General features: G+C 46.5%; 27 protein-coding genes. 2 read left to right on the forward strand and 25 right to left on the reverse strand.

Going from position 1 to position 24560, the window contains the following annotated elements; genetic code table 11:
• From AACS92_RS00970 to AACS92_RS01050, 17 genes are all read right to left on the reverse strand, one after another.
• The coding region (locus AACS92_RS00970) for a host specificity protein J (RefSeq protein WP_193756830.1) at positions 1-1530 on the reverse strand (1530 nt) is incomplete at its 3' end.
• A gap of 53 nt (positions 1531-1583) precedes the next feature.
• Positions 1584-2159 (reverse strand): tail assembly protein, encoded by a 576-nt coding sequence (locus tag AACS92_RS00975; protein ID WP_099108248.1) that lies wholly within the window; start codon positions 2157-2159, stop codon positions 1584-1586.
• 56 nt (positions 2160-2215) lie between these two features.
• A complete protein-coding gene (locus AACS92_RS00980) occupies positions 2216-2680 on the reverse strand; it encodes a YebO family protein (protein ID WP_099108249.1) in 465 nt (154 codons plus the stop codon).
• 40 nt (positions 2681-2720) lie between these two features.
• On the reverse strand, positions 2721-3464 hold the full coding sequence (locus tag AACS92_RS00985; protein ID WP_369800364.1) for a C40 family peptidase: 744 nt from the start codon (positions 3462-3464) through the stop codon (positions 2721-2723).
• A 1-nt stretch (position 3465) separates the two neighbouring features.
• Positions 3466-4203: a phage minor tail protein L gene (locus AACS92_RS00990; RefSeq protein ID WP_099108250.1), complete on the reverse strand. Its 738-nt coding sequence runs from the start codon at positions 4201-4203 to the stop codon at positions 3466-3468.
• 9 nt (positions 4204-4212) lie between these two features.
• Entirely contained in the window at positions 4213-4566 is a 354-nt protein-coding gene (locus AACS92_RS00995; RefSeq protein WP_099108251.1) for a phage tail protein, read from the reverse strand.
• Positions 4566-5033 carry a phage tail tape measure protein gene (locus AACS92_RS01000; RefSeq protein WP_153044719.1) on the reverse strand — a complete coding sequence of 156 codons (468 nt, stop codon included), beginning with the start codon at positions 5031-5033 and terminating at the stop codon, positions 4566-4568. Before AACS92_RS01000 ends, AACS92_RS00995 begins: the two co-directional genes overlap by 1 nt.
• A 168-nt stretch (positions 5034-5201) precedes the next feature.
• Positions 5202-5972, reverse strand: coding sequence for a 3'-5' exonuclease (locus AACS92_RS01005; protein ID WP_241537828.1), 771 nt, complete (start codon positions 5970-5972; stop codon positions 5202-5204).
• A 280-nt stretch (positions 5973-6252) separates the two neighbouring features.
• Entirely contained in the window at positions 6253-6588 is a 336-nt protein-coding gene (locus AACS92_RS01010) for an NIPSNAP family protein (protein ID WP_099108254.1), read from the reverse strand.
• A 1385-nt stretch (positions 6589-7973) separates the two neighbouring features.
• Positions 7974-9635: a terminase large subunit gene (locus AACS92_RS01015; protein WP_099108255.1), complete on the reverse strand. Its 1662-nt coding sequence runs from the start codon at positions 9633-9635 to the stop codon at positions 7974-7976.
• On the reverse strand, positions 9632-9985 hold the full coding sequence (locus AACS92_RS01020; protein WP_099108256.1) for a phage terminase small subunit P27 family: 354 nt from the start codon (positions 9983-9985) through the stop codon (positions 9632-9634). The genes AACS92_RS01015 and AACS92_RS01020 overlap by 4 nt, the downstream gene beginning before the upstream one ends.
• A 273-nt stretch (positions 9986-10258) precedes the next feature.
• Positions 10259-10696: an HNH endonuclease gene (locus AACS92_RS01025; protein ID WP_099108258.1), complete on the reverse strand. Its 438-nt coding sequence runs from the start codon at positions 10694-10696 to the stop codon at positions 10259-10261.
• Complete coding sequence (locus AACS92_RS01030) at positions 10697-10999, reverse strand: head-tail connector protein (protein ID WP_099108259.1); 303 nt, start codon at positions 10997-10999, stop codon at positions 10697-10699.
• Complete coding sequence (locus AACS92_RS01035; protein ID WP_099108260.1) at positions 10992-11330, reverse strand: phage head closure protein; 339 nt, start codon at positions 11328-11330, stop codon at positions 10992-10994. Before AACS92_RS01035 ends, AACS92_RS01030 begins: the two co-directional genes overlap by 8 nt.
• A complete protein-coding gene (locus tag AACS92_RS01040; protein ID WP_099108261.1) occupies positions 11327-12544 on the reverse strand; it encodes a phage portal protein in 1218 nt (405 codons plus the stop codon). Before AACS92_RS01040 ends, AACS92_RS01035 begins: the two co-directional genes overlap by 4 nt.
• Positions 12545-12546: 2 nt before the next feature.
• Positions 12547-13095, reverse strand: coding sequence for an HK97 family phage prohead protease (locus tag AACS92_RS01045; protein WP_099108262.1), 549 nt, complete (start codon positions 13093-13095; stop codon positions 12547-12549).
• A 42-nt stretch (positions 13096-13137) separates the two neighbouring features.
• Positions 13138-14292 carry a phage major capsid protein gene (locus AACS92_RS01050; RefSeq protein WP_099108263.1) on the reverse strand — a complete coding sequence of 385 codons (1155 nt, stop codon included), beginning with the start codon at positions 14290-14292 and terminating at the stop codon, positions 13138-13140.
• 381 nt (positions 14293-14673) lie between these two features.
• Here AACS92_RS01050 and AACS92_RS01055 point away from each other — a divergent pair, with 381 nt between their 5' ends.
• Entirely contained in the window at positions 14674-14973 is a 300-nt protein-coding gene (locus tag AACS92_RS01055) for a hypothetical protein (RefSeq protein ID WP_099108264.1), read from the forward strand.
• A gap of 560 nt (positions 14974-15533) precedes the next feature.
• Here the strand turns inward: AACS92_RS01055 and AACS92_RS01060 are convergent.
• The 4 genes from AACS92_RS01060 to AACS92_RS01075 are packed head-to-tail and all read right to left on the reverse strand — an operon-like array spanning position 15534 to position 18901.
• Entirely contained in the window at positions 15534-18245 is a 2712-nt protein-coding gene (locus AACS92_RS01060; RefSeq protein WP_099108265.1) for a DUF927 domain-containing protein, read from the reverse strand.
• Positions 18239-18544 (reverse strand): hypothetical protein, encoded by a 306-nt coding sequence (locus tag AACS92_RS01065; protein WP_099108266.1) that lies wholly within the window; start codon positions 18542-18544, stop codon positions 18239-18241. The genes AACS92_RS01060 and AACS92_RS01065 overlap by 7 nt, the downstream gene beginning before the upstream one ends.
• 2 nt (positions 18545-18546) lie before the next feature.
• Positions 18547-18717, reverse strand: coding sequence for a DUF4222 domain-containing protein (locus AACS92_RS01070; protein ID WP_099108267.1), 171 nt, complete (start codon positions 18715-18717; stop codon positions 18547-18549).
• Positions 18704-18901: a hypothetical protein gene (locus AACS92_RS01075; RefSeq protein ID WP_099108268.1), complete on the reverse strand. Its 198-nt coding sequence runs from the start codon at positions 18899-18901 to the stop codon at positions 18704-18706. The genes AACS92_RS01070 and AACS92_RS01075 overlap by 14 nt, the downstream gene beginning before the upstream one ends.
• A gap of 193 nt (positions 18902-19094) precedes the next feature.
• Between AACS92_RS01075 and AACS92_RS01080 the strand changes: the two genes are divergently transcribed.
• Positions 19095-19274: a YlcI/YnfO family protein gene (locus AACS92_RS01080; protein ID WP_099108269.1), complete on the forward strand. Its 180-nt coding sequence runs from the start codon at positions 19095-19097 to the stop codon at positions 19272-19274.
• A gap of 391 nt (positions 19275-19665) precedes the next feature.
• Here AACS92_RS01080 and AACS92_RS01085 read toward each other — a convergent pair whose 3' ends face one another.
• From AACS92_RS01085 to AACS92_RS01100, 4 genes are all read right to left on the reverse strand, one after another.
• Positions 19666-19947, reverse strand: coding sequence for a helix-turn-helix transcriptional regulator (locus tag AACS92_RS01085; RefSeq protein WP_099108270.1), 282 nt, complete (start codon positions 19945-19947; stop codon positions 19666-19668).
• A 68-nt stretch (positions 19948-20015) separates the two neighbouring features.
• Positions 20016-20240, reverse strand: coding sequence for a helix-turn-helix transcriptional regulator (locus AACS92_RS01090; protein ID WP_099108271.1), 225 nt, complete (start codon positions 20238-20240; stop codon positions 20016-20018).
• Positions 20241-20249: 9 nt separating this feature from the next.
• A complete protein-coding gene (locus AACS92_RS01095) occupies positions 20250-21443 on the reverse strand; it encodes a tyrosine-type recombinase/integrase (protein ID WP_099108272.1) in 1194 nt (397 codons plus the stop codon).
• Positions 21444-21558: 115 nt separating this feature from the next.
• The gene (locus tag AACS92_RS01100; RefSeq protein ID WP_099108273.1) at positions 21559-24555 is read right to left on the reverse strand and encodes a tape measure protein; all 2997 of its coding nucleotides are present in this window, start codon (positions 24553-24555) and stop codon (positions 21559-21561) included.
• Between the last annotated feature and the right edge of the window lie 5 nt (positions 24556-24560).

Below are 24560 nucleotides of genomic sequence, written 5' to 3' on the forward strand. Positions count from 1 at the left end.
TCTATCTAAAGTGATATTGCGCCCGTCTGCATTGTGGAGACGACCACCCAACACCCGACCTGCCAGCATTTCATCCGCCACCCCGATAACATAACCGGGCAAGGGAATTTTGCCATCCAATCCCACGGTAAAACTGACCATCCGGTCATACTCGTTGGTATGCAATATCCATTTACCACGTCGAATCGCCTCACTCTGGCGGGTACAGCCAATCGCGGTCACATCGGCCTGCCTGACCTGAAAACGACGTATCAATCGGTGGTCGAAAACGGGCTCTACTGCATCCTGATAACCATTCTGCGGATCTGACCAGCTCACCATCGCGGTAGAATAATGGGTCTTTTCACTGGCACTGCTGTAGACAAACTTACCGTCACGCACGTTGGCGCGGGTGTAGAGATAATCCACATCCCGTGGCATATCCGCCAGTACGTTCATGTTATTGTTGGCCCAGTAGGTCATCCCCCGGAAGATACCGGCGATATCCCGCAATACCGTCCATGCCTCTTCCTGTGACTGGATATACACATTACAGGTATGACGCGGCTCAATGCCCCCTTTACCATCCGGCACAGATTGATCGCAATACTGGGCAATCCGGTATAAATCCCATTTCGCCAGACTTAAGTTTTCGGTCTTCACCCGTGAGCCAATACTGAACCGGTCGTTGATCATCAGGTCATACAGCACCCATGCCGGGTTATCCGTCCACGCCCATTTGAATTGCCCTGACCAGACACCGGAGTAACTACGGGCTTCAGGGTTATAATTATCCGGCACACGAATGACCCGCATTTTCGGCTCACAGGAAACCTGCGGGATATTGCGAAACTGTTTGGCATCAAACTGAACATGCAACAACGCGGTTTCGGGGTAACTCAGCTTGGCGTCAATCACCTCGGTAATGGCTTCAATCATCATCGCATCGGCAATCCGGTTGCTGTTCTGCTTGGGTGTTAACCGACGCACACGCACCTGCCAGCCAGAGTGCGCTTTGGGTAAATCGATGCGGTGTGAACGTTCATATTTGGTGGTCGTCTTGCCGTCAGCCGCTGTTTTCAATATCTCCTGATAAGCACCGCCATCTGTCGCGACTTCAATCACATAATCAATGCGGTAACCGACCGTATCCCCGTTTTCTTTCTGCGTCTGCAACTGGGGCCATGACAAGCGGATACGCACCGCCGATAACTGGGTATTGGTGACCGATCTCACCCATGATTCAGCTAACTCCGTGCCCACTGTTAACTCATTTTCAACGGCTGGCACCCCTTTGATATAGTCCTGATGCGGGGTGCCGTGGCGAAATTCCCACTTTACCCCCTCAAAGTTAGGCTTACCGTCCGGCCCGATGATCGGCGTGTTATCCAGAAAGATATTGGTGCCATCCAGTCCCCCGGCGAATTCCCCTTCCCCCAGTGCCAGTAAGATTTTGGCATACGAGGTTGACTGTAACGAATCCGGCGATTCGACCGGGGTGCGGGGGCTGTCACTGCCGCCTTTGCTGCCCTGAATCTGATGCTGTGCCATATTTCACCCGTAAAAAAAGCCGCCTGAGCGACCTGACTGAACATTGTGAAGCGTTATTGCTGATCTTCGGCGTAAATCCCCGCAGAGATAATGGCCCCCCCGATGCGGCGATTGCCGTACCCTATCGGCACCGGATTACCCTGCGCGATGGAGTTGACCGGGCCACCAAACGCATACGAGGGTTTATTGTCGGGATCTTCCCGTCTTGCCAGTCCGCCCGGCATCGGAGAGAGCATCTGCACCACGCCGCCCAGCATCATCCCCACACCGGACATCACCATCGGCGCACCAAACGGTGTCGCCCATAAGAACACACCGGCCACCACCATGACTGCCCCGAGGATGGTTTGCAGCACTCCGGCTTTTTTACTGCCAATAATCACCGGGACAATCCGAATATCCCCTTCACCGGAAAAGGCCAGTTCATCCTGACTGATATTGCGCTTGCCGATAAACACGGCAAAGGTTAATCCGCGCTCTCTGGCGGTTAACAGGTATTTTTCAAAACCCTCAATCAGGACAGAGAGTGCCCGGATCGCTTCCTGCGGTGAAGAGACTGCCAGCCGATGCGCTCGTCCGAATTGGGTACCCAGTACGCCATACAGGCGCACGGTTCGTAGTGTGCTCATGATGTTGTCCCTATAAACAAAAAACCCGCCGAAGCGGGTGAACGGTCAACCAATATTTACTTAAGGCCTTCTTTATAAAAACTCAAAAATGCTATCTTTTGAGATTCATTCAATTCAGAAGATATTCTATCAATCTCAGCCTGAAATGCTTTTCTTGCTGATAATATGGATAGGTTTTTGATTTCAACTTCTGCCATGAGATCATTATGTAGTTTTACTATATTCATAACCTTGTATTGGGCGACAGAACCACCCCTTTCCAACACATCTGACGAATGTAGTTTTCTGACCCCATCCAAACAAAGCGAACTAATTTCTGAGTTACCTTTTTCTCCAGATAATAGCTCGTTTTGTACCTTTAATTCTTGAAGTGTTTTTTTCTGGATATCTAATAATTCATTAGCTCTAGTCGCGTATCGTATGATAAAAAAACTAACTACAAATCCAATCAGTACACCAATAGTTAAGATAAAAAAGGTTACAGTTAAAGAAAGCCCCGGCTCGTAATAGCTATTGTACATATATGTCCCCAACAGATTTTTCACAAAATAACAACTCTAATCATTTGGAAATTAAAAAGAAACCAATTTCATTTAATTCAGTATATCGCAAAATAACAATTGTGCGTTCCTGCCAGTAGCCACTGTAAGACACACGGTTGCTGAGTTGCCCGTACATATGGTGCAGCATCAGGCCATCACCGAGATACACCCCGGCATGATTAGGTTCACGGGCCTGCACCTGCATGATGATCACATCACCGGTCTGGAGTTCCCCACTGCATTCGATAAATCCCGCCGAGGCGTAGTGCTGCATATAAAGATTTTCGCCCCGGTTCCACCAGCCGTCCGTCCGGGGAAAATCGGGCAGTTCAATGTTGCGTTCCAGTCGATACCAGTCACGCACAATGGCGTAACAGTCCCATATACCGTGGACAAACGGACGTTTCAGTAAAGGCTTAATCCCCTCCGAGGGCATCAGCGTACGGATATCCCCTTCCGGCCACGAGACAATCACCCACGGGAGCTGTGACAGATCACACTGAGCAATATCTAACTGACTGGGCTGGGTGGTCGCATCCGGGTGACTGTGGGCAATCGCCACTATCGTTCCGGCATCCTCGGCGGCGGCGTAGTCTTCCGGGTGAAGACTGAATTGCTCTGTTGGGACTGAGGCGGTATTACGGCAGGGGATATACTGTTGCTTGCGACTGTTCTGAATGACCAGCCCGCAGCATTCATTCGGGTAGTCGGCTTTGGCGTGTTCTAGGATGCTACTGATAATGTGCGGGCGCAGTATTTCCATATTAACGCCTCAATAACGCAGAGCCGGGAAAGCCACCAAACGGCAATTGCGCATTTTCACCGAAACGCAGCTTACAATCATTCATCAGGCCGCCGCATACATCCCTTGACGGGTCGTCTGTTGGGTTTCCTTCTTCATCAAAATAGCGCGTTCCCATGTAGTTACAGGGGGATTTACGATAAAGGCCACGCATACACCATGTACACAGGCTGTGGATTTGGCGCGTGGGGATCTGAATCCCCTGCAAATCTGCCGGGGAAGACAGGGCAAACTGGACGCTCTCATTATCCTCGTGCGTCTTGCTGTCGATATAGAAAACGTCTATTTTTTCCTGTGTCGGGTCAGCCTCGGGATTACCCTCTGGGAAGTTACGCGCATCCAGATAATGGGTAAAGGTCATGTGAATAGTAATACGCGACTGCACCATGTTCTGATAAGCCAGACACAGCGCACTGATCGTGCCGTCCAAATTGGCGACCTTTAACGCGGGAGAAGCGGTACTGCCATCACTCTGAATTTCCAGTCCCTTAATTTCAACCGGCCACGGCTTATATTCTACGCCCTGCCACCAGAGAGATTTCACTGGCAGCTTATCAGGATCAGTCAATTCGGTCTGGGTATAGGGAATGGGGTGACTGTGAAAATACAGCTCTGGTCCGCCAAACGCCGAACCATCAAGGGTAAACAATAAGACTTTACTCCCCGGCACCAGACGCTGGAGATCGGCTTGCATTGACATTATCGTCTCCTAAGGTTGATAGCTGGTTTCAAAGGCAGCAGACAGCTGATACATCTGTTCCTGTCGGCTATTCATGCCCATGGCAGTAATCCGGTGTCCCTGACAGACATATAAACCCAATTTTGACAGTGGATTCCGCCATGTAAAGGCACGATACCCAGCATGACGCACCAGAAATTGCCGGATTTCTTCAATGTAGTCCAGATTGCCCACAAAACTGACGGTCCAACTTTGATGCTCGTTATTCAGTCCACTACCACTGCGTTGTGTGTACCCGTCACCAAACTGCACCGTGCGCACCCGTTGCGTGATATCCCCTATCGGATTCACGCGCGGAATATAGGTAAATTCTTCCAATGCCATTATCGGCCTCCTCTGATAGCTCGGTTAAGTACACCACCCTGACCTAAATCCCGGTTCATCAATTCCCGGTAACGTTGTTCGACAAAACGCCCGATCTCGCTACCGAACTGCTCCCAGCCCGGCGAGGTCGTTTGAGTGGTTTGTTCATTGTTGATAGTGATATAGACCTGAGGGGCCGCCCCGGTCGTATTCAGGTTTTGTCCGACTAACCTAACCCCGAGGCTGCCATTACTGGTGCGGGCCAACGGCATAATCGCTTCCGGTCCGGCCTCCCCCATCAGACCTGCCCCCTTAGCAAAAGCAAACAGCGTCGGGCTATTAACAATTTGCCCACTGTACTGACTCAGGTTGGCCGAGGTATAAACGCCGCCTTTGGCATTCTGGGTGAACATCGACGCAAAGCCACTGAACATACCGCCGCCACCCATTGACCCCATCCCTTTCATAAAGAAATTGCAAATTTTCATTAAGTAATTGATTTATAATTACTTTTATTATTTTTGTTAGCGTTTTATTTGTTGTCTGCAATACGCATTGCAATACACAATAATTTTATGAGGACTGAGTGAAATAATGATGTCATTGTGTCGGAAGTGAATAGGCCAGTACGATAACAGCTCTGACCTTATGCTAGTTCAAGAAAAAATCCAAATTACAAACAATAAAAACAAAAGAGTAAATACTATTTCAAAGCATCTCAAAAATACCCTGTCTTCTTTTTCTTTTTTTAATTTATCTTTAATTTCTTGCGCCCGCCATTCTTCCTCTTTGATTTTACGTTTATATTTTTCATACTCAGGATTAATAGGCGGATATATTGAGCGTAATGAATAAATAGGAGCATTAGGATCTCCATAGGCCATGCGCTTCATTAGTTCCAACGTCATTTTAGCATCTGTGAGCGCTCTATGCGCCTCGCCAGAAATTTCTATCTTATTATAACGAATGGCATCAGTGAGTTTATGCCATTTATAATCACCCGTTCTTTCTTTTATTTCCCCATGATATTCTGCATATAATAGCATTGCGCATTCTGATTTTATTCTTGGAGTAGGTAATTCATATTTTTTACATGTTTGTCTAATAATCTTTGTGTCATAGGATTTATTGTAAATAATAACTGTTTTCCCTTTAACTACCTCTCTATATTTTTTATAAATATCACTCCATGTTGGCGCATGTTGAACATCTTCATTCGTGATGCCATGTATCTTTATCGCGTCAGCGGGGATCTGTTTTTGTGGTTTAATCAGTGTATCCAGTAAAATATCACCATCAGCATTTATAATGCTTATTTCGACAACCTCATCATCATTCTTTAATCCCGTTGTTTCTGTATCTAATACAACAATATCTTCTTTTAATATCTGCTCTGCAATTCGCTGCGCTTGTTGACGGTTTCGCATATCCATAACCTAAATGAAATAATAGGTCATTGTACATACGCATTACTTTGTTAGTTATTATTGAGATTGATTAAAGAGACTTTTGTCACATAGAGAAGGTTTACTGATAATAAAGCAAGGTTAGTACGCTAAAAGTACCAACCTTGTGAAGAGGTTGCGCCGAATTTCGTCGGAAGCTATTGCAAAAGCAGTTAACTCTATGTGGAGAGGCTACCCAATAGTTTTGGGCTGGCTGAACGCTGCTTTTTAAAATGGGTAAAGAGTCAGCTTTATTCTAGTGCTACTCAATTCGTAAGGCATTGATAGCCGATGTAGGCATTTCGATAACCGTTTTAACACTCTTATCAATTCTCTCAATAATTCCCGTTCTGGGGCCGTTTATCCATGCATCACTTTTATAAAATCTGGCCTGTACAGCCGACAGTTCGTCCATATCTTCAAATGCCCGGATAAGATAATAACAATCTGGATCATGCTGAGAGTTACCGAAACTCACCACATCAATTCCCTGTGAGCGATGTAACGGAACGCTGACGTTTACCATAATTTCATGAAACCGACTGCCGGTTCCTTTCTTTAATTCGTACTGGAGTATTTCGATGATCTTGTTGTCCATGTATTCGCCTTACGTATTGTTATTCTTAATGGTGTGAGCATAACGAATAATACCGAAAATGTGACAGCCGTATAGCCATTAAGCGATAGAGGAGTCAGCTAACTGATATCCCTGCCAGTAAGAAGCCTTTCCCGTAACCATAGCGACTATCGAGGGTACATTCTTCTTCTGTCTTCGTGCCATGTTCCACCGCCTATAGATGAACTGGTTTTTCAACCATGATAAAAATCAATAAGTTAAATCACTGCGAACGTAATACGTACTGAGTTACATTAAGTAACCTTGTGCTGGACGGCTTAAACTCAAGCCTCTGCGTTGTGATTACCACAATGGAGGTTTAGTTAATTTATCCGAAAATCACGCTTTAACGAAAAAATAGCAAAATAGCTGTACCATCTGTACCACTTGCAATATTTCAATTAAATATCAATAAATTAAGGTGGTACAGATACGAAAAATAATTGTCAATAACTGTCCATATCTGTACCATCGCTCACGGAAGTTGTAACCAGTAGCAACTGTGGTGATCTTCACCATAGTTAGGTAACTCATTGATATTTCCGTTCATCCTCACTTTGAGGAAAAGCAGTAACCGTAGTTGGCTAACCCTTTGATTTTTCCGAGGGGGCCAGTTTGACCACTCGAGCAACTGAAAATTATTTTTCACCTGCCGGGCTACCCTCTTAAAGAGGTGTGGTTGCTTTTTGTGCTCCACTAAATGATGACTGCAAATTAACCGCGTCGCTAAATGATACGTGCAAAGTTTGTGCAACCCTTAATGAGTTGTGCAAATTCTGTGAGTCAGCCAGGCTGACGCTCAAATTGTGAGTAACTATCGGTTACGCTCAAGACCATTTGCGACTGATTAACTGTCAGTTACACCCAAAGTCCGATTATCGGATATTGGATTTTGCATCGACGAATTTCGTCGGTACAAACTAACCCTCTTTAAGAGGGTTAGTTCAACCTATTGGGTGATCTATAACTAAACCTCTTAAAGAGATGTAGTTCTTGTTCCTGACTACGAGACAGGTAACCCAAAATAATTGGGTTAGTTGTACTATGACCAAACGCCAAATATGGCGTCTGAATATATATCAAGGAGTTATCACCTAAGCCCGAATTAGGTCTTTGCTCTGCTAAAAGGTATTGAGATTTCCTCTATACCCTAAATGTGATATCACACTTTGAGATGGTCACGATTTTGACCATCTACAGCAACGATAGGGATTTGCTCTATAGTTAGCTAACTCCTTGATTTCTCTAATCTCTGTCACCATGCCGGAAATTAATAAAATCAATAAGTTATAACGCATACCTACGTAACTCATTGATTATTAATAATTCCTGCTCCATGCGGGATATGAGTTAAATCAACGTGTTAGCTAAATGCCGTCAAAATCAGCCAGTCGCTGCTTCTGTTCCTCATTGAGGCTGAACGCAAAGTCTTCATGCTCCGCCTGCCATGTGCCGAAGCTCATCAGGAACGCAATCGCAGGGTCAATCTTGTTCGCGGATTTCTTTTTGTTCGGCTTGATATTGGCGTTCGCGTCTGTTTCCATCACCACATTGGACATCGCCCATGCGAGAACCGGATCGCCGTTGTGACGAATGACCTTGCGATTCACAAATACCTCAGCCGATTTCGCCATCGGGCTAAAGCGCATGTAGGTTTGCGGGAACGGCTCAACATCAAGCCCTGCACCCTGTAGTTGTGTGCGTAAGTGGGTCGCGTTCCATGTATCAAAACCCACCAGTTTGATATCAAAATGCTGGCTGTCTTTGAGAATATCATCACGGATACGGTCATAATCAATGCAATCGCCTACCGTGGTGCGTATCCAGCCTGCCTGTACCCATTGGCGATAAACAGCCCGGTTCTTATTGGCGGGATTCTGTAGCTGGGCTTCGGGCAAATAGTGACGGGTCAGTAATAACAGTTCGTTATCCACGGGGAACGTGTAGCAAATACTGGTGATATCGCCTGTGGAGGATAAATCCAGCCCGGCGTAGCACTCCAGCCCTTTCAGGTCGTTTTCATCATAGTCTGACTGGCAGTCTTTCCATGCACCTTCACCCATCCACGGTGTTTCACCCTGACACCAGATATTAAAGCGTTTGGTCAGCATCTCTGTCCATTGTGACGGAATACCCCGCGCCTTCTGGATAGTGTCATGCAGGGCGGCGCTGTCTACTGAGACATCCAGATTGGGGTTGGCCTTTATCCAGAGCGCTTCATCATCAATTTCGTTTTCGTCGTCCAGTTCGTAAATCAGGGCAAACAGTGATTCATTTTGTTCTTCACCATTCAATATCTGGCAGCAATAATCATAGTGCTGCTTACAGGCTGAAATTACATTGCTGCCCGCCGTGGTGATGGCAAAAAGGACACCTTCGGGACGTGCGCCCATGCCCAGCTCAAGCGCAGAGTAGACGGCGTTATCGGGGTGCAAATGGTACTCATCGACAATTGCTAGACTGGGGTTCGTGCCTTCAATCGTAGCGGCTTTGGCTGCCAGTGGCTTTAACAGGCTGTTGCTCTTGGTGTAAGTCACTTTATGCTGTTGGATAGTCACCCGTTTCTTGAACGGTTTTGATAACAGGCACATCTGCCGGGCATCATCAAACACGATGCGCGCCTGATCCCGACTCACGGCGGCGGTGTAAATATCCTGCTGCCCGTTCTCCATCACCAGAAACCAGTTAGCCAGTATCGCGGCTACCGTAGATTTGGCATTTTTGCGCGGCACTTGAATGTAAGCACTGCGGTATTTCCGGCGACCGGTGGCCTTAACCTTGAAGCCGAACAGATTCGCAAAGGCGAACTGTTGCCACGGCTCAAGCATGATGGGCTTACCGCGCAAGTGGCCTTTGACGTGCGGACAGAGGCGGGAAAAGCCAATAAACCGCGCGACAACTTCGGTATCGAACGTATAAAGCGGGTTATTCAGGTCGTTAAAATAGCGTTTCACCGCCTGTTTTACTCGTTTACAGGCCGGAATTGTGCCATTTTCGATATCAAAAGCGTACTGTTCCCATACGTTCATAGTCGGTCTAGCTCGTCTTCTTCCTCTGTTTCCACCGGATTTTTCCGCCGTGATACCGGATCAAAACCCAGTAATGACGACATTTTTATCATGATTTTTTCCGCGTCGGCTTTCGCTTTCAGTGAGGGGTTACTGGTTGCCGCACCGCGTGAACCTTCCACCGCGAACCCACGGACTTCAATGTCTTCAACGGCTTTGCGGTAAATCGCATAGTTGACGCAATACAGTTCTAAGTTGTTCCAGTCAGCCGGACTGAGGTCTTCCCGCTCGTTGAGTATTTTGGCTTTTGATTTCCATTGCTCAGCGGCAATCTCATTTAAATACACGGGAGGTTTGGGTGCTCTTGCCATAATATCTTGTTTCCTATGAAGTTACTGCTATTGAAAAAAGTGCCGTGCGTAAAAATTCGAGGGGGCGGCGGTTCTTTTTAGCTGGGTGTTTGTCATTTTTGATGCCCCTACCCCCTATGAGCGCTTTCCTAACGATTCCGAAAGCATTCCATTAACTCCCTATCACGTTGTGTCTTACGCCTCGCTGTGGGCTTCTCAGGCGCAATCAGCTTCTCTGCTCGATAGGGTTCACTGTGCTTTAATAACCCTTTAACTAACTGTTCTGTCTCGGCTTTATTCATGTTGGTACATCCAGTCATTGCGCCTTGCTGCCTCGGCTTCTAATTCCCGATATTCTCCAGTCTTGCGCTTCTGCTTCGTTATCGGGTCTATCTGCACGGTCTTACGGTTATGGCAGCCATGACACAGGGCTTGATGATTGGAGGCAGGCCAGAACAGCACATCACTATCACCATTAATCGGAATAATGTGGTCAACAATGGTAGCGGGTGTGTAACTGTTCTGCTTGAGGCAGTGGATACATAAGGGGTTAGCCTTGAGGTACATCAGCCTGTACTTCCCCCATTGGTTACTGTAACCACGCTGGGTACGTGTGCCTCGCTGCTTGTCCTGCTGCTGTCTGATTTCTCGTTGGTGCTCTGCGCACCGGCCTGACTTCACCCGCTGCCTACAGCCGGGATAGGTACAACGTCTTAAGGGTTGCCACGGCATTTAGTAGACTCCTACGCTACGATAGACAGACCACAATGATTTAATGGTGAACGGGATTTCTTTGAATTCCTTATCTGCCACCATTGCCCGGTTCTCATACAGCAAGCCGATATAGAGCAAACAGCCGACTTTCATCGCCGGGCTGAATACCAAACCTTCATCAAAGCGTTTACCGATATGTTGCTGACAGACTTCTAATGCAGCCTCGGCATAACCTTTGAGTAGCGCATCTTCAAGGGTGCTGCTTTCATCTATCCGGCAATGCTGCTTGATTTCGTTCAGGGGGATTTCAATATCAGGCATATTTCACGCCTCCCTTGCAAAGTAACTCTAAGTGAGTCCGTTTTGGATCGGGGATAACGGCAACGATGGCAAGAGTCTGACTGTGGGAACTATTACCCTGATAAATAATCCGGTGTGTAGTAGTGATATCGTTCCGGTAGCGTAACCAGATACGTACAGAGGCTTCGGACAGTATCCGCCCGGAGGCGACCAGTTCCCGACCACTGATAAATTTTACTTCTGCCCAAACCTCAGCAATATTCACCCATGCTTTAATCATCGAACCGCTCGGCGTTTGGGTTTGTTCATTTTTCTGGATAATTATTCTGTCTCTTAATGCACCGGCTCTCATTCGTTGCCCTCCGGTTGTTTCTTCACTTCAACAATCTGTTTCCATGCCTGACTAAACTCGTCTCCACCTTCGCGAGGGGATAATCCTTCGCGTTCACGGGCTTCATTCGGGCACATCACACCGGATTTAATCGCTGTCTCATAACTCTGGAAGCGTTCTTTCGGATTGGCTCGCAGTAGGTCAGCGGTATCAAATTCAACTTGGTAGCGAATGCCTTTTTTGGGCGAGTTCAGCAATAAAGCGGATTTGATTTGCTGCTCAAAGTTAGCCAGCCACGGGCGCATGGTGATTGTTAGAAAAGCGCGTGAGGCTTCGCTAAAGTTACTGTAGGTGCTGTTCGAATATTCTTGCAGAAAGATCGGACTGACGTTGAACATCCGGGCGATATCGTCAATGGTGAAACGGCGGGAAGCCAGCCACTCCGCATCTTGGTTACTCATGCCTAATTGCTGATATTCCATCCCGCCCTCAAGAATGGGTGTTTTCCCTGCATTGCGAGCACCTTTGTAGCGTTCGAGGGCTTCCAGTGCCTTATTACCTTTGACACCATCTAACCACTCAGCGGATTTAATCACGCCGGCTGCCATCATGCCCTCTTTCATGATGCTTGCCCCGTGGCGCTGTTGTGCCAGACCTAAGCCCAATGTTTCACGGCAAATGGTGACGGGTGAGCGACCAAGAAAGCCATCTTCGGTGGCATAACGTAAATGCAGGATTTCTTCCTGTAGATAGGTTTTCATCTTGCCGCTATAGGGTTCGGTAATGGTATAGGCAAAGCGGTGATCGGATAATCGTTGCGCGACCACGGCTGATGGCGGGTAAGGGTGCAAGGATTGGGGTTGACCGTCTTTTCCCCAGACGATGACTGCATACGCATTACCATTCAGTAAGCAATGGCGCATTAAGGTTCGCTTAAACTGAAAGGGGGTCTGGCAGTCGTTCGGGTATTCATTAAGCAGATAATCTACCGGGTGATCACTTAACCATTCGCGGGATTCTTTGCCGTGCTGGTGTTGAACCCGATAGAGATAACAGGGCATCGTGGCAACCGCTTCACTGATCACCGTGACAGCATTCATGACTGCGGGTAAGCCTTCCGCTGTAGACGGTGAAACATGCTCGCCCGATTTGGTGTTAGACATGCCCGCCAGAGCAAGAAACTCATCAATACTGATACTGCGAGTCTCAGGGGCTTTACGCTTAAAAGGCCACATAATCACACCTCGGACAGTTTCAGCCAGTAATGGCGCAAATCCACATTACAGGGCTTGACTGCGTTTAATGAGCGTTTGGCAATCTCAACACCGCTTTCAGGGTAGGCGGGTAAACTGGTGACAGTAATTTCCCTCAGCTCAGCTTCTAAAACGGTTCTGATATAGGGTTCTTGACCAATATCCCACTGATCTTTAATCGCTCGAAAGCCAAAGGACATACCGGAAATATCACCCCGTTCAACCAGCGCCAGTACATCACGCCCTAATTGGGTATCCGGTGGGGTTAACTCAAAGCGTAATCCGGTGGCATCTTCGGCAAGCTGCAATGTACCAGACGTAGTACGGCCTAACAGGTTCATGTGATCATGTTCATAAAGTGCCCTGATATCTGCACCTGCCGTTAAACTGGCGCTAAAGGCATTCGGGGAGAATTGCTCGACAAACTCATCCCACAAAACTTGTGATCGACTGTTCCACTTAATCACATAACCGGTCAGTTTCTTATCACTGGCAGACAGGGAAGCGGTACGGATTTCAAAATCATTTTTCATTGGTAGACTCCAGACTACAAAGGGGCATCGTGCCCCTTATCGTTAACCCGCTTTCGTGCCTTTGATTTCCAGCACTTTGATGGCGTTGGAATCGACCAGACCACCGCCCAAATATTTATCCGTGTGTACCTTGTAGTACCCCGGTTCGGTGATATTGTCAGGACGGGTACGGGTGCCGGTATCATGATCAACGATGAAGTAACCGCGTTTGAAGTCACCCAGACCGATAGCATCATCCGGCATAAATTCGAGATAATGGACAGGCAAGCCCAGCAACATATCAGGATCACCGGCTTGCAGACGTTCGCGCCAGATGTAATCGCCATTGCCGTTTTTCAGCTTCTGCACTTTAGCGGCGGTAGTGGAGTTCATCACCCACACTGCATTTTTACGGTATTTGTTCCTGAGTAAGAATTTCAGGTCAATCAGGCTATCGGCTTCCAGTTTGGCAACTTCCAGCTTTTGCAGTGTGCCGAATGCACGTACCTTGTCAGCTTGGGTATCACGGGGATAAGACAGGAAGCCTTTCGCTCTCTTGCTGCCATCACCGCTCACAAGATCCGTTTCTTCGGTATCTACAAACGTATCTGCAATCTCAGATGTCAACCAGCCTAAAATATCGACATCGCTAAAATCGATGATTTCTTGGGTCGTCTTAGGATAGGCATAGATAGGAAACAACTTGATGCTGACTTCTTCCATCTTCGGTGTAGAAGTCTCACTACGTGCCTTGCCTTCTTCCCCGTGAGCTACCGCTACGCCACCGACCGAAACAAGCTGTTTATACTCATTACTGCGTGTGGTCTTAATCGTACAAATCCGACGCATGACCGATTCATCAGCCAGTTGCTGCATGATTTGCCTGTTCAGTTCCGGGATAACGGTATAGCCACCCTCTGAGGGGACACTTGTCGACAAGGTGCGCGTTTCCCCGGTCACGATATAGTGACGCAGTTCGTCATTGCTGAGTGTTTTACTGGCGGGCTGGTTCTTGGCCTGATTGCGTTCTTCATCAGACAGTGCCTCATAACGGGCAATTTCCGTATTGAGCGCATCGGACTGAGTGCGCAGCTCATCAAACTGCTTGGTTTCATCCGCATTGAGTGAACGTTTTTCGTCTTCGGCTTTAGTGAGAAGAGAACGCATTTGGGTCGTTAAATCGGCTTTCTGTTGGCGTAATTCGAGTAATTTCTTCATGATGCCTCTGCATGTAGGTTAAAGGTTCGCTGTCATGCAGGTTTGGGGAAGCGGTAGCGGGTTAGCACTACCGCCTTTGAGGACTTGCTACAGAGCAATTGAAATCAAGATGAGCCTACATGTATCAGCAGTAACTATTTAACACTATGAAAAATAATAAAAAAGATCTCTAAATAAGAGGTCTAAGCAAGGGGAAACATGAGGACAAAATATTTACAAAAATTTACTATTTGATATGCTTCGATATCACAAATCTAATACCCTGATGTTGATTTTGTGATGCAAGACGGAAAAAGACATTTCGGACATAGGAAATACTCATTGTTAGGGGTAAAAAGTAGCAGTTGTACATAATCTCTATGTAACTAATAAGGAGTTCACATGAGTGATAAAATTACAGGCAACGCTGCTTTGCTCCGCGATGCAACATTGCTAGATGAGCTAGCAGAAAAATACGATTCATCAGAAGTTGCAAGTGTACTCGTTTCTAGAGCTATCAATAACTCTCTACCTAATGCAAATACAACCCCTGAAGATGTGGCATCATTTAGTAGAGTCGCCAATGCGTTCAGAACTGGCGAAGTTAACATTGAAGAAACCGTTGAACAAGCAGAGCAAGATGCAGCTCAGGTCGTCGAACAAATGATAGCTGATGCTACAAATGAATCAGAGAAGCAATGATCGTTAATTCAACGACGAAAAATCCCATCCTTGCTCACGGAAAGTATATTCAAGATTGGATTACTACATACACGAAGCCGAACACAGATAGCTAACTGTTCGGCTTCGTTATATTACCGCTAGAATAGCAATCTCCATTTTTGTATATATATAGTGAAAAGTTACCGACAACGCCGACAAACCGACAATTGATAAAATTATCTTTTATATTCAATTGGATATAATATTAAATCGTTGTCGGTCAATTGTCGCTCAATTTTTTGATATCTCTAAAATTACAAATTTACTTTTATATTTCATATGGATATTGTCTTATCCCTATTGTCGGTTTTCGACAACGCCACCTATAAACTTTTTCATATTTCTCTGAATCCTCTTGCCTGCCAAGAAAAGAAAGTTTTCCTTCTGGCAGGTGCTTTGTTTTAAGTCCGACAATGAAAACGACAAACCGACAACGTACCGACAAACATTTAATATTTTAATGCATTGATTTGTAATATATTTATATAACCATTGTCGATTTGTCGGTGTTGTCGGTCAGTTTTACACGTATAGAGAATTTACTCTTCCATCTCATCAGCAGAATACATCAGCACATAATACTTACGGGGTGAACCGTTGTGCTTCATGCCCTGCACCTTAAAACCACCATTTGCAGCCTTTTTCAGCATCCCTGATTCAGCCAGCACCCGCGCAAACATCTTCGGATCAAACCTTTCTGATACCTCTGTTTCGAACACATCAGGAAATGTGTAGAAATGGATAAGGCCGCCATTATTGGGGATATCGCTGGTATCTTTTCGGTAGCCTGCAAGGTTAGAAATAGTGGCATGATCATAGGTGTACGGTTCTGGCGCATACCGATTTAATCCAAAGCGGTCTAAAAATGCCTCTGTCTGTTCCCGTATCTGTTGGTGTTCTTTATTGGCAGTACCAAATTCAGTCACCCACGCATTGAAACAGTGCTGTATAGCATCTCGGCTCTCTTGTTCTGTCCATCCGGTGAGATGTGTTGCTGCAATAAGCGCCCCCTCTAAGATGGCAAACCGTTCTGCCACACGGGGAAGTTGTGCCCCAGCGCCTTTGGGGATCAATCCATTCCAACGGATTTTGGCTTCCTCAATGGTGTTTCTGGTTGCTTTTTGATGCTGAGTCAAATATTCACACCATACCCGCCCAATAGCCCCATGATTGTCAGCAATGGCTTTTTCGATTGCCTTAGCGTGTTCTCTGGTATCCTGATAACCATGTAAAGTAGTCGGGCTACTGAACGGAATATTCAGCAACCGGACAAGCTGGCCTGCTTTCATACGCTTACCTTCGCTTCTGACAAACGTATCAAGATCGACCTCGCCAGTGCTGATAGCAATCGTTTTAAACTGGAGAATGTCACGATTTCCGCCATTTCTCGCCCCTTGCAACTTTCCTTTGCCGTTAAACAATGCATAAGATGCATTTGCTACATCTTTAACCGATGAACCTTGCCCGACTTCATCAAGGGGTAGCAGGTTATTGTTATGGGCTGCTGCTTCATTAATCAGCCCTAATGTCGTTGCAAACCACGTCAAACGCATCGCAGACGGTTCACCAAAGACACTACAGCCGACGCTTTGCGCGGTGGTTTTCCCTGCGGTGCTTTGGTCATAAAAGTGAACCCCAAAACCATCATCACGCAATAAGCCGATAACCGGGGAAGCTAACGCAGCCGCAATGGACAGCATCATAAAGGGATTGCCTTTGGCTAATTTGGCTACTGAGTCACGCCAGCTTTCCGGCGTTCCTGTCACGGTATACCCGCGTATTGATGATGTTCTGCCACAAAAAATAACTGACTTCTCTGAATTGCCAATCACTTCGCCTGTCGGGAAGATATAAGCCCCATGCTGCCAGCCTGTCGAGTGGGTAATATGCCAGTCAGTCTTTTTGGCGCGGCGTTGTAACCAATCCGATAGCGTGTGACGTAAAAAAGGTTTAGTGGCAATATTCAACCCTGCGGCTTTGAGCTGTCGCCAGCCTTCATTTGCGCCAACATCACCTGTTTTCACTGCCTCAGTGTAAGTTGTCCCGTCTTCTTCCCACTGGATAATCAGATAAAATTCAATATCATCACGACCACGCCCGATCACCTTCATTGAGTCACTGAGCCATTGCTCATGATTGATAATTTCCCCGCTCTCTTTGTCCACCTTTGGCGTAACGTAATAAATTCCGTTTTTACGCTCATCAATAAAGGGCTTTAACGGATCACGCTCTTTTGCCCGGTGTTCGTCTAGATTAATGACTACGGATTTTGATACTGACATATTCTCCCCCATCTGATACAACCCTTCACTGAATGCCTGTTTTGCTGCCTCGATGCCGTGCTGCTGGCGATAATCGTCCCAATCGGCCTTATGCTCTGTTGGCGGTAACGCTACCCAGCCGTTGACAGCCTTAGCTGTCTTCTCGGCTGCAATCTTGCCGACGTTCTTCTTGGGCTTGCCTTTGTTGTCCAGTTTCGCCGGTGAGTGCCAGTCATTGTCACCAGCAAGAATAATTTTTGCGTCTGGATACCTTTCCCTGACCTGTTTAGCCACGGTCGGTAAATTACCTTCATCAATCGCAGCCAGTACCCAGCCCTCATATAACTGGCTCACCGTTAAGGCGGTTGCATAGCCCTCCGTAATGATGATCGTGTCTGGTGTTCCGATTACAGGTGATAAGGGGATAAAACTCCCCTTTTTCTGCGTACCAGAGACAAGACGTTTTTCACCCTTCGGCTTGATGATTTGAGCACCGGTGATCGTGTTGTCCAGTGTCTGAGTGACCAGTAACAACGAACCATCATTCAGTAGTCTCTGATTGGGGCACTCCAGCCCCTTTTTGGTCAGATAATCAGATTGTCCGGTAATAGCCTGAGCCACCAGCTTGTTCACTTTCTCAGTTATCAGAGGAGCCTCTGATTTCAGAGCCTCCTTTCTGGCAGGCTGGGGTTCAGGCAAGGAAAGCAATAAAGCCTCAGAAACCAGCTTAGCCGCTTCAATTACCGTGATACCTTTAGCTTTCGAGAGTAAATCAAAACCGTCTCCGTGATTCGGGTGTTCACACTGGCGACAATGCCAGTTACCGTCCCCGTGGTCGTCTATGAAGTGAAAGCGGTCATTCCCGCCACAGATGGGGCAAGCATCATGCTTACCCTTTGCTGGAACGTCCACACCACAGGCAGACAGCAAACCTTGCCACTGATTTTGTGCCGCTGCTTTCACCGAACGAATATCAATATGACTTACCATTTCGGGAATCCCTCGCGGTGATGGAGTTCAAACTGAGCGTTTTGTTCTGTGTCGTTCAGCGCTTGAGCGATCCTCGGTAAATACATCAATGCTTCACCGATACGGCGTAAATCTTCCCTTGCCTGACGATTGTCATAGCTTTCATTATCAACTGACCAGAACGCCATCTCACCCATTGCCGACATTGCCGCCATCACGCTGCTCAATGCCCCTTCGGAGTTTTTACGCAGATCTTTGAGTTCTTCGGTGCTCATGGCGTCGAAATTAGTACGTACCAAATGGTTATAGATATCAGACATAATCAGGCTCTCCCTGCGTAGGTGTATTCGTTAGTGAAACGGCTTAATGGCATGATGATCGGGCTTTGATAACCCTCACGGACAAAGGTCACACGATTAAAGGCGACTGACAGCACCTGTACGGTTTCCCCGTTTTTGTGAGCGTAATAGTCATGGGGTTCAGGGTTGCGCATAATTCACCCCCTGACGGGAAACGAATATCAGGGAAGAGATGCCAGCCAATAGACGGGCTTCACCTTCATTGTCTGCCAGTACCGTGATAAGGCGCACCGGATGAATATCCACCAGTCGCTGAGTGCCTGATGCAATTAGGAATGTAAATTTGAGGCGAGTTTGGGTAAGCTGTGGGGTAGCCATAGCGTAAGTCTCCATTACGTTGTTGGTTAGCCCTCGTCTGGTACTGGTAATACCATTCGGGGGCGTTCTTTTTTCTGCTATTATGAATCCTAAGTGTGCACCACTATAGACATGAGAAGTGGTGTTAGTCAACACTATTATTTTACATTTTTTAATGTATACTGTGCACCACCACTTTATCATGGAGTCATATATGCCAACAGCAGACGTAAATAATAAATCCCAAAAACTTGTATCACGTGTTCCACACGAAATAGTTGAGCTAATGGAAACAACAAAAGAAGCGGGTGAGAGCACAGGTAAGTACATTGTTGCAGCTATCAAAACAGAGGCCAAACGCCGCCAGCGCAAAGCCAAAGCATCATCTGAGTAATAACTAACCGAGTGAATATCTTTCACTTGGTTGACTGCCCCTTTTAAAAGGGTGCAGATAACTAATTGATTTATCTTATGATGGAAAGAGCCATCATCCCAAAGGGTAGCATTCGCCGTGCTATCCTTTTCTTTTTGCACTCCTCTAAATGATGACTGCAAAGTTTGCGCGTCGCTAAAAGATACGTGCATATTATGACCAGACTGCATATTTGCAGCTTGATTAGATATCAATGAGTTAAGTAACCAACCCGAAATTATCGGGTAGCCTCCCAAATTGAGGACGACGACAGGACTCCTTAGTCTCAAGGAGTCTATGCAGTTATTTTCAGTGTGAGCGAGTTCCTGACCATTTAAGACCATATTTTTAGATGTCATTTACTTTGTCTTAATTAATTTGATTTTCGGCTATAAGGGTTATTTACGTTTTCTACTGTTGGCGGATTACGTACCCACCACAAAACATCACTTAATAACCATGAGACTGAATTACGCCCCAATGGAACACGTTTCGGAAATTTACCTTCTTCTTCTAATACCCAACGACGGGAACGCGATAAACTGGAAAGGTGCTCACATTCTTTTTCCCTGATTCTGCGATCATATTTCTCACCATACTCATTTAAAATTGATTGTCGTTCTTGTGCTGTAGGTGATGTAAATTTCACTGACATATTTTTATATTCTCCAAAATAAAAAACCCCGCGAGCGAGGTTATTATTAATCTAAATAAAGTTTAATTTTATTCTGGCTTCCAAGTGCCTTTTATCCATGCCTGAATTTCAGATAATCGATAAACTTTAGTTTGTGGGCCTATCGTTACTTTTGCAGGAAACTGACCTTTTTTCTCAAGTAAATTTCTCTGTTTACGTCCAATTGAAGTTAACCACTCACATTCTTCTATTCTTATTAATCGATCAATCTTATCATCACATTCTAGTTCTTCGCGAGTTAATACTTTTATCATGATTTAACCTCACTTTAATAGAGAATCTAAATAATCACTCCACCAATAAAGTGCTTCTCTTTTTCTATCCATATATTGACTTCGATTATAAATCCCAGCAACACCACCTAAAGTATGACCTAATAACTGTTCAACTACATTATGCTCAAAACCACTATCACTAAGATTAGTTGCTAGCACTCTACGCATATCATGTGCTGTCCATTTATTTTTATGGCCTAATCGTTTCCATATTTCCCCAATAGCTGAACTAGCTGTACATTGCTTCATATCAAAACCAATAACATATTCTCTATTTTTTGTTGATTGATTTAATAACAATAGCCAGTTCTTAAAATTACTTGGGATAGGCCTGATTATTTCTCTACCATTTTTACTATGTTCTGGTGGCACTCTCCATACATTGTTTGAAAAATCCCACTCATCCCATTTTGAAAGTAATATTTCAGACAATCTACAACCAAACACAATCAAAAACCGAAGAATCATTCTATTTTCGTGTGACATGATGTGATTGTCATATTCTTTATTTATGTAGTGCCATACATCTCGTAATTCATCATTTGTTAGCACTCGGTCTCTTTTATTGGATCGTTCACCGACATCACTCACATTTAAATCATCTATTTCATGACTGATTGCATATTTTCTTACCCGACAGAATTTTAAAGCCTGTTGTGATATTTTTAAAATATCTCCCGCTTGTACTGGTGAGGTTTTTCTAATTTTATCAAAGCAATTAATCCACATTGATAATGTACATTCATTTAATGGAATATCCCCAATCTCTGAATAAATATGCTTAGAAAGATAACATCTAATACTGATTACTTTTTTACGTTTACTAATAGCGTAATTATTAATCCAATATTCCATTGCGTCTTTCACTGTGACAGGTTTTAAAGTGTCTTCTTTGGCTATTTTTATCTGAACTCTTGGATCTTTTCCCTCAGCTAACCATACCCTGCATTTATCTCTTTGCTCTCTCGCAGCTTTAAGGCTTAAATCGGGATATTTACCCAATGTTAACCATATCGGCGCACTTTTACGCCCATACAGGCGGTAGAAGAAAACAAAGCTGATTGTCCCTTGTTTACTTAATCTGATTGATAACCCGTTCCCGTCCGCTATCGTCTGTTGTTTTTCAACAGGTTTACCGTACAAGGATTTGAGTTTTTTATCACTGAGTTTATTGACCGCCATTGAATGAACCTTGTTTTATTTTGCAATACACATTGCAATACACGGAGTGGTGTAACAACCAGAAAACACCAAAACGAGTGAAAACCATAAATAGATATTTATTCTTTTATTTTCATTAAGTTGCAATAAACACCAGTACGTGTAGCCCCTTATTATTTATAGAGTTTATGCCTTTCATAATGGTATTAGTGATCAAGGCCTGTGCCGCCATTTTGACCAGACTTTTCACCACATCCTGCGCCAGTGACGCGAACAGCTCCGACATCCCTTCCCGCAGGGATTTACTCCCGGTCAGCAGGCCGGTAACCATGTTCCCCATCCGCTCCTGCGTGGTCTCAAACATCGTTATTGCAAGTGACTGTAACTCACCCTGACTCGCAAAGACCTGTTTGGCGGCTTCAATCCGTTTACTGTCCGTATCGCGTTCGGCTGCAAGAATCAGTTCACCTTTGCGTTGCTGAGAGATAACTTCAGCATCAGCATAGGTCTGATAAAGGGCTTTCTTACGTTCCAGCTGGTTCTCAATATCCTGAATCGGATCAACATCACCCAGCAGGTCATTTTTCGCAGAAACCGCATATTGTTGGCTGGCCTCCGCCTTGCCTCTCACATCGTCTTTCCAGATTTCACTTTTTCGGTAAGTGTACTCAGCGGGGGATTCAATCTGACCATTGGCCTGCTGCCGCTGGAGTTGTTCAGTGGCTTCCTGAGTTCTTTTGGCAGCATGGCGGAACGGATCGGCTTCAATGGCGGCCTGCAAATCCTGATAGCGCTGCTTGGCTTCTTCCAGTTTCTGGTTTAACAGATTGAGCTGGGTGTTTTGCGCCTGCGTGAACTTCGTCACATTGCCCTGAGCCGCCGCAAACCGCTCAGCGGCGGTATTACCGTCCTGATAACGAACCGCTTCTGTGGCTAACTGGGTGTTCAGTTCCGCCACTTTTTGGGCGTAATCTTCCGCCGCTCTGGCGGCTTTCTGAGTGGCTCTTTCTGCGGCATTCCGGGCTTCCCGGGCAGCTTCGTCCTGTTTCCGCATCGCCTCGGTGTTCTGATATATCTGGGTGGCATTGTTAACCATCCGATCCACGTAGGGCTTCTGCTGTGGGTCATTCGGGTTGAGTCCCGCATCAACAGCCTTGTAGTGTGCCTCACGCTGAGCCTTGTCCAGTCCCTTTCTTCTGGAGAGATCAATTTCCCTCTCTTGGTCGGCTAAAAGTGCTTTTAATTTATCATTGGGTTCAAATTTCACCTCGGGGACGGGAATATGAAGACCGGACACATCAATAGCCGCCCGCTTGAGCCTCTCCATTAAGTCAACTGTCAGTGCAAGCCCTTGATTTTTTAGAGCTATAGTGACATTTTCACCCTTCCTGATCTCATTGATTGCAGCAACAACTTTCCTTTCTTTCTCGGCATTTTCGGCTTGTTTGTCGTAAAGAATTGATAATACCGCTCTTAACTCATCGACTCGCGTCCTTGCTTCTTCGTATTTAGCGTTATTCTCAGAGAGTGCTACGCTGTATTTTTTTAGACTATCACCCACATCCATGCCTTTAGCCTGTCTTCTGGCAAACTCATCAACACTATATTGATTACGCTTAACCAGCCTGCCGTACTCTTCCATGTCAGCTTTGGCGACCTTAAGATCTTCTTGCAGCTTTCCCTTCGTATCACCCAACTGAGACGCTGACATCTTACTTAGCTCTTTTTTGATGTTAGCGGCTTCTTTGGCGTGCTCCCGTGCCTCTTCCTTGGCTTGTTTCTGATTCTGATACAGCAGATAAGCGGCACCGGCAGCCAGTATCAATGCACCGGGAATGCCACCCACGGCACCCAGCAGCGCGCCCCCCATCCGTTGACCCAGCGAGGTGACGGCATTCAGCCTTGACTGCGCGGCGGCTCTGGCGGCGATACTCTGAGTGACCACCGCATGCGCTTTTGCCTCTGCCTCTATCGCCCGGTTTAATCTCAGCTGGGCGGCGGTAAATTGCTGATCGTTGGTGGTTTGCAGTAACCTTGAGCGCGCCGCTAAGACATTGCGCTGGGCCTGAAGCTCCGTTGCTCTGGCATTCGCCACCTGAACCTGCGCATTACGGTAAGCCTGATCAGCGTTATTGATTTCGGCCCGGGAATTCTGGATTAACGCCGAGGTTGAAGCCTGAATCGCCGTTAGCCGGTTACCGATGGCTTTCGCCCCGAACAGGCCCGCTACGACCATCCCGGCGGCGGCGACATTGTTGATATTTTTGGACAGATCATCCAGCGTGCCGGCAAGCACACGTGTTGTTCCGGTGGCCTTGTTAACGTCTCCCACCCATTCCATGAAGGAGTTCTGCACACGGGTTAACGATTTCTCAACCGTGGCCCCCATGGATTCACTTTCGGCTCTTAATTTACCTAACTGACTCAATAAGGCCGGAATGACTTTATCCATGGTCAGCAGACCGCCATCCGCCATGGCTTTCATTTTCGTTCTGGAGACACCGAGACCATCCGCTAAAGCCTGAAGAATGCGCCCCCCGTTCTCTGCCATGGCATTAAATTCTTCCCCCCGCAGGACACCGGAGGACATGGCCTGTGAGAACTGAATAAGCACGGAACTGGCTTCTGACGCAGAGGCCCCCGACACCCTTAACCCGGCAGACAGGGTTTCGGTCATACCGACAATCTCTTTCGTGGCATAACCTAACGCCCGCATGGGCGTGGCGGCACGGGCGAAGACGGTCGCGTTAGCTTCAAAGGCGGTGCCGGTTTTCTGGCTCATTGCCATCAGCATTCGCTGGCTTTCCGCCAGATCCAGACTGGATTGTGTCGCCAGCTTTAACCTTGAATTCAGGTTGGTCCATTTGTCCGCCGTTTCCACTAATTTACTGGTGGCAAAAATGCCCGCAAATGCTCCGGTCAGGCCCATCGCGGACGCTTTGACGGAAACCAGCTGATGATTCAGATCACGCAGGGCGGCACTGCTGTTTCTGGCGGCGGCAGCGGCACGGCGGTTACCGCCTTCCATCACCCGGTGATAGTTTTCTCCCAGACGGGCGGCCTTGGCAATTTCACTCTGGTATGAGCTGGAATTTGCCGATATTTTAATGATAAGTTCGCGGAGTTTTGCCACAGTAT

Origin of the sequence: Xenorhabdus sp. KJ12.1, from assembly GCF_963876495.1 — a bacterium.
GTDB classification, from domain to species: domain Bacteria; phylum Pseudomonadota; class Gammaproteobacteria; order Enterobacterales; family Enterobacteriaceae; genus Xenorhabdus; species Xenorhabdus stockiae.

Bases quoted from the DNA above. Each gene is read 5' to 3' on its own strand.
- AACS92_RS01040 (WP_099108261.1), bottom strand. From the start codon at position 12,544: ATGTGGCCTTTTAAGCGTAAAGCCCCTGAGACTCGCAGTATCAGTATT.
- AACS92_RS01020 (WP_099108256.1), bottom strand. From the start codon at position 9,985: ATGGCAAGAGCACCCAAACCTCCCGTGTATTTAAATGAGATTGCCGCT.
- AACS92_RS00985 (WP_369800364.1), bottom strand. From the start codon at position 3,464: ATGGAAATACTGCGCCCGCACATTATCAGTAGCATCCTAGAACACGCC.
- AACS92_RS01090 (WP_099108271.1), bottom strand. From the start codon at position 20,240: ATGATAAAAGTATTAACTCGCGAAGAACTAGAATGTGATGATAAGATT.
- AACS92_RS01055 (WP_099108264.1), top strand. From the start codon at position 14,674: ATGAGTGATAAAATTACAGGCAACGCTGCTTTGCTCCGCGATGCAACA.
- AACS92_RS01045 (WP_099108262.1), bottom strand. From the start codon at position 13,095: ATGAAAAATGATTTTGAAATCCGTACCGCTTCCCTGTCTGCCAGTGAT.
- AACS92_RS01035 (WP_099108260.1), bottom strand. From the start codon at position 11,330: ATGAGAGCCGGTGCATTAAGAGACAGAATAATTATCCAGAAAAATGAA.
- AACS92_RS00975 (WP_099108248.1), bottom strand. From the start codon at position 2,159: ATGAGCACACTACGAACCGTGCGCCTGTATGGCGTACTGGGTACCCAA.
- AACS92_RS00990 (WP_099108250.1), bottom strand. From the start codon at position 4,203: ATGTCAATGCAAGCCGATCTCCAGCGTCTGGTGCCGGGGAGTAAAGTC.
- AACS92_RS01075 (WP_099108268.1), bottom strand. From the start codon at position 18,901: ATGGCTACCCCACAGCTTACCCAAACTCGCCTCAAATTTACATTCCTA.
- AACS92_RS01005 (WP_241537828.1), bottom strand. From the start codon at position 5,972: ATGCGAAACCGTCAACAAGCGCAGCGAATTGCAGAGCAGATATTAAAA.
- AACS92_RS01015 (WP_099108255.1), bottom strand. From the start codon at position 9,635: ATGAACGTATGGGAACAGTACGCTTTTGATATCGAAAATGGCACAATT.
- AACS92_RS01025 (WP_099108258.1), bottom strand. From the start codon at position 10,696: ATGCCGTGGCAACCCTTAAGACGTTGTACCTATCCCGGCTGTAGGCAG.
- AACS92_RS01080 (WP_099108269.1), top strand. From the start codon at position 19,095: ATGCCAACAGCAGACGTAAATAATAAATCCCAAAAACTTGTATCACGT.
- AACS92_RS01030 (WP_099108259.1), bottom strand. From the start codon at position 10,999: ATGCCTGATATTGAAATCCCCCTGAACGAAATCAAGCAGCATTGCCGG.
- AACS92_RS01085 (WP_099108270.1), bottom strand. From the start codon at position 19,947: ATGTCAGTGAAATTTACATCACCTACAGCACAAGAACGACAATCAATT.
- AACS92_RS01000 (WP_153044719.1), bottom strand. From the start codon at position 5,033: ATGAAAATTTGCAATTTCTTTATGAAAGGGATGGGGTCAATGGGTGGC.
- AACS92_RS01070 (WP_099108267.1), bottom strand. From the start codon at position 18,717: ATGCGCAACCCTGAACCCCATGACTATTACGCTCACAAAAACGGGGAA.
- AACS92_RS01065 (WP_099108266.1), bottom strand. From the start codon at position 18,544: ATGTCTGATATCTATAACCATTTGGTACGTACTAATTTCGACGCCATG.
- AACS92_RS01050 (WP_099108263.1), bottom strand. From the start codon at position 14,292: ATGAAGAAATTACTCGAATTACGCCAACAGAAAGCCGATTTAACGACC.
- AACS92_RS00980 (WP_099108249.1), bottom strand. From the start codon at position 2,680: ATGTACAATAGCTATTACGAGCCGGGGCTTTCTTTAACTGTAACCTTT.
- AACS92_RS00995 (WP_099108251.1), bottom strand. From the start codon at position 4,566: ATGGCATTGGAAGAATTTACCTATATTCCGCGCGTGAATCCGATAGGG.
- AACS92_RS01095 (WP_099108272.1), bottom strand. From the start codon at position 21,443: ATGGCGGTCAATAAACTCAGTGATAAAAAACTCAAATCCTTGTACGGT.
- AACS92_RS01010 (WP_099108254.1), bottom strand. From the start codon at position 6,588: ATGGACAACAAGATCATCGAAATACTCCAGTACGAATTAAAGAAAGGA.
- AACS92_RS01060 (WP_099108265.1), bottom strand. From the start codon at position 18,245: ATGGTAAGTCATATTGATATTCGTTCGGTGAAAGCAGCGGCACAAAAT.